The following is a 1,490-nucleotide window of genomic DNA, read 5'->3' as shown; positions in this document are numbered from 1 at the left end:
GGGAGTATCCCAAAGTTTGTGTAAACCTTCAAACTGATGTAAGATAAACTTACCAGTTTGGAGGTTTATTTTATGGCAAGAAAAAAAGATACACCACAAAAAGCTGCCCTTCGGGAAATGATGGGCAATTATCTGAAAGAAAACAATGTAAAGGTCAAGGATGGAACCGATGTCAACTCCATTATGCGGGATATGATGTCCATCATCCTGGAAGGCGCTTTGGATCAGGAAATGGATGAAGAACTGGGATATTCCAAGTATGATTATCGCAACAAAGAAACAGATAATTCCAGAAATGGTCATTCCCAGAAGACCATGCATACCAGCTATGGCGATATGGAGATTGATATCCCCAGGGATCGGAAAGGCGAGTTTGAACCACAGATCGTCAAGAAATATCAGAATACAGTTACTCAGGATATGGAGGAAAAGATCATCTCCATGTATGCCAAAGGAATGACCACGAATGATATTGAAAGCCATATGCGCGAATTATACGATATCGAAATTTCTGACAGTACCATCAGCAGGATCACAGATAAGATACTTCCTATCGTGAAAGAATGGCAGGAAAGACCTTTGGAAGAAATCTATGCGGTTGTTTTTATGGATGCCATCCATTACCATGTACGTAACGAAGGCCGGATTGTAAAACGTGCGGTCTATATCGCTATCGGAATCGATATGAGTGGATATAAAGATGTACTCGGTATGTATGTGGGGCAAAACGAAAGTGCGAAATTCTGGCTTTCTATTCTGAACGGTCTGAAGAACCGTGGTGTGGAAGATATCCTGATTGCATGTGTGGATGGCCTGACAGGCTTCCCTCAGGCAATTGAAGCGGTATTTCCAGAGACAGAGATTCAGCAGTGCATCATCCATCAGATCAGGAATACAACAAAGTTTGTTTCCTACAAAGAACTCAAGCCCCTGATGGCTGATCTGAAACGTGTATATGCCGCGCCGACAGAAGAGATTGCACTGGCTGAATTAGAAAGTTTCGATGAAAAATGGAGCGGAAAATATCCGAAAATCGCGAAATCCTGGAAAGACAACTGGGCAAATCTTTCGACTTATTTCAAATATCCGGAAGCGGTCCGCCGCCTGATCTATACCACGAATGCCATCGAGGGATTTAACCGGCAGCTGCGGAAGGTCACGAAATCCAAGACGGTATTTCCTTCGGATGAAAGTCTCCTAAAAATGCTGTATCTGGCTATGATGGATATCACGAAAAAATGGACCGGACACCGACAGGATTGGGGCCAGATTCATTCGCAGCTGGAGATATTTTTTGAAGAAAGGCTGTCAGGATTATAAGCAGCGGCCGGGCTGATAGGGCTGGACTGACCAGCCCTGCTTGACATGTCCGGAAACTGCATTATAATACAGACAAAGGCAGAACCTCAAAAAAATAGGCTCTGCCCAAAGTAACTAATGACATATCTTATATCAGTTTATTCACTTTACACAAAACTTGAAACGGTCTC

At 43.2% G+C, this 1,490-nt stretch carries 1 protein-coding gene; it reads left to right on the top strand.

The window, feature by feature from the left end:
• The first annotated feature begins 72 nt into the window (after window positions 1-72).
• On the top strand, window positions 73-1,320 hold the full coding sequence (locus tag INF29_RS14190; RefSeq protein WP_087989784.1) for an IS256 family transposase: 1,248 nt from the start codon (window positions 73-75) through the stop codon (window positions 1,318-1,320).
• Window positions 1,321-1,490: the final 170 nt, after the last annotated feature.

It is taken from the genome of Anaerotignum lactatifermentans (genome assembly GCF_014982935.1).
Taxonomy (GTDB): Bacteria; Bacillota; Clostridia; order Lachnospirales; family Anaerotignaceae; genus Anaerotignum; species Anaerotignum lactatifermentans.
This window is presented reverse-complemented; position numbering and strand designations above follow the sequence as displayed.

Bases quoted from the DNA above. Each gene is read 5' to 3' on its own strand.
- INF29_RS14190 (WP_087989784.1), top strand. From the start codon at position 73: ATGGCAAGAAAAAAAGATACACCACAAAAAGCTGCCCTTCGGGAAATG.